Here is a 4,359-nt window from a genome sequence, read left to right on the forward strand (position 1 = left end):
GGGTTTTTCAGTGACCTCATTGCAGCGGCATCCTTTTTTCTTTTGTCTGGAGAAAGCCTTGGAAAAGAAAAAAGATATAGCGGAAAGCGGGATAAAGCTCCTAAATATATTTTAAAATATATATGCGAGATTCCAACTGAATCCCATATTGAAGCTACCTGAACTCCTTCCAAATCCCGGAACAATCATCGGAGCGACATCGTCCTGTTTTGTGGTGTATGCGAGATATCTTGGCTGGATATTGACATCTATAAAAAAATTGCTTTCAAATACCTGAATTCTTGCACCGATGGCGCCTTCTATCCAATAGCTGCTTTGTGTAGAAGGTTCTAATGCAATGGTTACGCCTTCGTTATTCCTTCCTTTAACAGGTATAGCGCTATATTCCTGGGAATAGAAACTACCTGCTAATTTTGCACCGGCATAAAAACCATTAAATGCATTTTCCGGATCCGAAGCCAGCATATAAAATCCGCCAGCTTTCAGAAACAAACCGTCTGCTTTTGCGTCATAACCATTTTTCTGATAGATATTTTTGTCATATCCCAGATCTACTACTGCATGGATTTTTCTGCTTATTCGGCTGGAAATAAAGCCTTGGTAAAGTTTTCTGTCTCCGAAAAAGCCAGCGCCAAGATTCAATACATCTGCACCAATAATAAAATTGGGTGTATATCTCCATTTAGCCGAATCCTGTTTCTTGGCCTCTACTTTTTTCTGAGAAAAAGCGAATACCGAAACCAAACTAAAAGCGGAGATAAAAATTGACTTTGCTTTCATCTGTAAGTGATGTTTGATTGGATTCGACATTAGTTAGCGGTGTAGATTTTAACAGTTCCGATTTCAGATTCTCATAATTGATTTTGAATCCGCAAGCGGGAGATACATAAACTGCATTTCTGTCATAAGAAATGCGAACTTTGGAACTATCTCCATCTTTTCTAGTTTTGAAATAGATATCCGTGTAAGGATTTTCATCAATCCTCAAAGGAATATAAACAGTTTCTGCATTGGCCTGCGCCAGAATACTGGTAATTTTATTACTTCCGTAATCTACACCGACGTACAAAGAATCAATCTTTGTGAGCTGTCCTGCTGCATTTTTGAATTTCACCTGTAACCTTGGTGTTGATTCCGAACTCAGGCATATATCATCATCACCGCCGCAACTGGTAAGAAGCAAAAAAAAGCCCAGAAAAAAAATTAGTTTTTGCATTGAATAAAGGTAACACAAATTGTTTATTTTTTAAGAAGCAAAGCAATGTTTTCTACGTGGTGCGTCTGCGGAAACATATCTACCGGAAGAATTTTTACCAGTTCATAACTGTCCTTCAGCAAGGCAATATCTCTTGCCTGTGTTGCGGAATTACAGCTTACATACACAATTTTCTCTGGTGACAGTTTTAGAATCTGCTCTACAACCTTTGGGTGCATTCCATCTCTTGGTGGATCAGTAATCAGCACATCAGCTTTTGGATGATTGGCTAAAAATTCATCATTGAAAATGTCTTTCATATCACCACAATAAAAAGTACAGTTTTTCAATCCATTGATTTCTGCGTGTTCTTTGGCTGCATCAATAGCTTCCTGAACGGCTTCTATCCCGATAACTTGTTTCGCATTTCTTGCGACATACTGAGCAATAGTTCCTGTTCCTGTGTAAAGATCATAAACAACCTGGTCGCCCGATAAATCTGCAAACTCGAGGGTTTTTCTGTATAACTCCAAAGCCTGTTTATAATTGGTCTGAAAAAAAGATTTCGGTCCTATTTTGAATTGAAGTCCGTCCATCTCCTCAAACAGATATCCTTCACCAAAATATGTTTGAATATCCAAATCATAGATACTGTCATTACCTTTTGGGTTGATGGCAAAAACCAAAGTTTTTATCTGAGGGAATTGGGATAATAAATAATCAAATAATCGAATTCGTTCTGATTCCATTTCCTTATAGAGTTGAAAAAGAACCATCCAGTCACCTTTAGAATTCTGACGCAACATTAAAGTTCTTAGAAAACCTTCCTGAGCTTTTACATCATAGAATTCAAGTCCGTTTTCTACAGCATATTTTTTTACGGCCAAGCGAATTTGATTAGATGGATCTTCTTGCAGATAACATTCTTTGAGATCTAGAATCTTGCTCCACATCCCCGGAATATGAAATCCCAAAGCATCTCTGTTGCCAAAGTTTTCCTCAGAACTAATCTCGTACTGGGTAAGCCACCGCGAGTTGGAAAAAGAAAATTCCATCTTATTCCTGTAAAAATATTGCTCCTTAGAACCTAAAATAGGAATAGTTTCGAAATCAGAAACACCTCCGATTCTCTTGATATTATTAACCACTTCACTATGTTTGAAATCGAGCTGTTTCTCATAAGCAATATTCTGCCATTTACAGCCACCACAAGTTCCGAAATGGATGCACTTAGGTTCGACTCTATGTTCGGAATATTCTAAAATTTCTATAGCCTCACCTTCGATATAATTGCTTTTTGATTTTTTAACTCTGACATTTACTAGGTCACCAGGGACAGCACCCGAAACAATCACAGTCTTTCCTTCTTCTGTTTTACCAACAGAAACTCCTTTCGCACCGGCAGAAAGGAGTCTGATATTTTCAAGAATTTTATTTTTTTTCTTATTCTTCATTTATTAATTTGTTTTTGCAGAATCGGCTTTAGGATTCTGTTGCAATAAATCATTCTGAAGCGTTGCCTGAGGATTCACACTAGGCGCTTGCAGTCCTGAAATTTTATTCATTTCTTCTACAAATTTAGGATCACCTAAATTATAAAAAGTCTGACTCGCTACTTTACCATCCTTATCAATCAAAAAGAATCCGGGAATTTTGAAACCGTAAATAAAGTACTTTTTCGCATATTCAGAAGAAAGCCCTCCTTCACCGTAATAGTTTGTACCAGGAATACCTTTTAGCATTGCATTAGCCGTTTTTGTAAATTGCTCTTTTGTATCGTCTACATTTACAAATGCAAAGTTAACTTTAGATTTATAAAAGTTTACAACCTCTTTCAACACAGGAACTGTAGACTGTCCGATATAAGGATTCCAAGAAGCATAAGTCATAACCAAAGTCGGTTTTCCATTAGACTCCAAGCTTGAAGATTTTCCGTCTAGCTTTACGAGATTAACTTTTGGAGCTTCTTCACCTTTTTTCAATCCGAAAACTGCATTGATTGCAGAATTAAGATCTTTCTTAACTTCCGAATCTTTAATATACTCCTCACTAACCTTTTTTACTTTATCTACATCAGAAGTATATGGATTAAGATCAAACTTGGCAATTACAAAAGCTAGAAGATAATCTTTAGTTTTCTGAGATAACTCTTTATTTTCCGACAGATATCTTGCAAAGATAGCAGACATGCTAGCTGTGTTTTTATCTTTTTGTTTTTCAGCAAAAGATTGGAAGTTTTGCCCTATTTTGTTCAAAAGATAATTTCTGTAAACAGGCAGATCTTCTACCATTCTATCATTATTAGTCGTCAATGAATTCTCATAATTAGTAAAAGCTTTTGACACTTTGAAAGAAGGATCACCACTCACTTGACCATGTGATGCTTCATACTGAGCAAGGAAGGTTAAAACATTTGTAGCAAGCTCATCTTTTTTAAGTTTCACAACATCACTGTCAGGACCAATTTTATCAGCAGTCTGATCCATGTTTTTTTCTAAATCAGAATATATTTTTTTTATTTCACTAAGGAAATCAGATTCCTTTTTCTGCAGCAATTGCATATTAAGCTTAGAACTGTAAGTTTGCAAATACTTTTGAGTTTCGGTAATGAAATCATTATTCTTTTTTGCGTCACCTTCAATTTTAAAAACTTCCGGAAAAGTATTAGCATCACCAGAAATTTTTAAATTCTGACCTTTCTTTAAATAGATGAAATTCATTTTTCCGGCGTATGTCATAGCGTACATTCCGTTCTTAGGTGCTTTAAACTCACCTTTGAAGTTACCTTTATCATCTACACCAATATTAATTAGAGGTAGAGTTGCTACACCAGAAGCTTCTATGAATTCTATTCTTTCAAGAGGAGAGCCTCCTTTGACGTTTCCTTCCACTTTTATCTTAGAACAAGAAACTACTAACAACGAAATTAAAAGTAGAAATAAATACTTTTTCATTATAAAATTTAATTTGTGCAAAAATAATCTAATTAGAATTTTAAAAAAAATGAATTTTGATATTTTATTAAAACATTAACAAAATAGATAAAAGCTAAAGGATATAAATCTAAAATATTCCAAAATAATAGAGAGGCTAAGTATTATTTTATACCATCACTATAATTGATTATTATGGTTTTATATATGCCATTTATACGACTTTTCATA

The 4,359-nt window shown here is 35.0% G+C and carries 4 protein-coding genes; all 4 read right to left on the reverse strand.

Annotation, left to right across the window (positions count from 1 at the left end; all coding sequences use genetic code 11):
• Positions 1-111 precede the first annotated feature (111 nt).
• The 4 genes from EGH73_RS07780 to EGH73_RS07795 are packed head-to-tail and all read right to left on the reverse strand — an operon-like array spanning position 112 to position 4,149.
• Entirely contained in the window at positions 112-780 is a 669-nt protein-coding gene (locus EGH73_RS07780; protein ID WP_123281374.1) for a DUF6048 family protein, read from the reverse strand.
• The gene (locus EGH73_RS07785; RefSeq protein WP_123281375.1) at positions 746-1,216 is read right to left on the reverse strand and encodes a DUF6452 family protein; all 471 of its coding nucleotides are present in this window, start codon (positions 1,214-1,216) and stop codon (positions 746-748) included. The genes EGH73_RS07780 and EGH73_RS07785 overlap by 35 nt, the downstream gene beginning before the upstream one ends.
• 23 nt (positions 1,217-1,239) lie before the next feature.
• On the reverse strand, positions 1,240-2,649 hold the full coding sequence (rlmD, locus tag EGH73_RS07790) for a 23S rRNA (uracil(1939)-C(5))-methyltransferase RlmD (protein ID WP_123281376.1): 1,410 nt from the start codon (positions 2,647-2,649) through the stop codon (positions 1,240-1,242).
• Positions 2,650-2,652: 3 nt separating this feature from the next.
• Positions 2,653-4,149: a TlpA family protein disulfide reductase gene (locus EGH73_RS07795; protein WP_123281377.1), complete on the reverse strand. Its 1,497-nt coding sequence runs from the start codon at positions 4,147-4,149 to the stop codon at positions 2,653-2,655.
• Positions 4,150-4,359 lie beyond the last annotated feature (210 nt).

Origin of the sequence: Epilithonimonas hominis (assembly GCF_003730015.1) — a bacterium.
GTDB lineage: Bacteria > Bacteroidota > Bacteroidia > Flavobacteriales > Weeksellaceae > Epilithonimonas > Epilithonimonas hominis.

Bases quoted from the DNA above. Each gene is read 5' to 3' on its own strand.
- EGH73_RS07795 (WP_123281377.1), bottom strand. From the start codon at position 4,149: ATGAAAAAGTATTTATTTCTACTTTTAATTTCGTTGTTAGTAGTTTCT.
- EGH73_RS07785 (WP_123281375.1), bottom strand. From the start codon at position 1,216: ATGCAAAAACTAATTTTTTTTCTGGGCTTTTTTTTGCTTCTTACCAGT.
- rlmD (WP_123281376.1), bottom strand. From the start codon at position 2,649: ATGAAGAATAAGAAAAAAAATAAAATTCTTGAAAATATCAGACTCCTT.
- EGH73_RS07780 (WP_123281374.1), bottom strand. From the start codon at position 780: ATGAAAGCAAAGTCAATTTTTATCTCCGCTTTTAGTTTGGTTTCGGTA.